1 protein-coding gene is annotated in these 316 nt (G+C 60.8%); it reads left to right on the forward strand.

Annotated elements, in window-relative coordinates; translation table 11 throughout:
* Positions 1-79 precede the first annotated feature (79 nt).
* Positions 80-316: transposase (locus C5F48_RS24640; RefSeq protein WP_502525987.1), on the forward strand; the 237-nt coding region annotated here is incomplete at its 3' end.

Raw genomic sequence — 316 nt, forward strand, 5'->3', positions numbered from 1 at the left:
AAACGCTGTGGTTTTTCTCGCCATGGCCTGCAGGGTTTTGTATGATTTGCGGCGAAACCCTGCAATTTCGGTTCTGCCCATGAAGCATCGCCCGCGCGCTGAAGAACAGGATGATCTGCTGCGTCCGCGGCTTGTTGACATGATCGATCCGCGGCACGAGCTGGTGAAGCTGGCGGCGATGATCGACTGGGACGTGTTCGAGCGGGAATGGGCGGGGTTCTTCCCGTCTGGCAAGGGTCGCCCTGCGACAGAGCCGCGGCTGGTCGCAGGGCTGCTTTATCTCCAGCACGCTTACCGTTTGTCGGACGAGGCGGTC

It is taken from the genome of Cereibacter changlensis JA139 (assembly GCF_003034985.1).
GTDB lineage: Bacteria > Pseudomonadota > Alphaproteobacteria > Rhodobacterales > Rhodobacteraceae > Cereibacter > Cereibacter changlensis.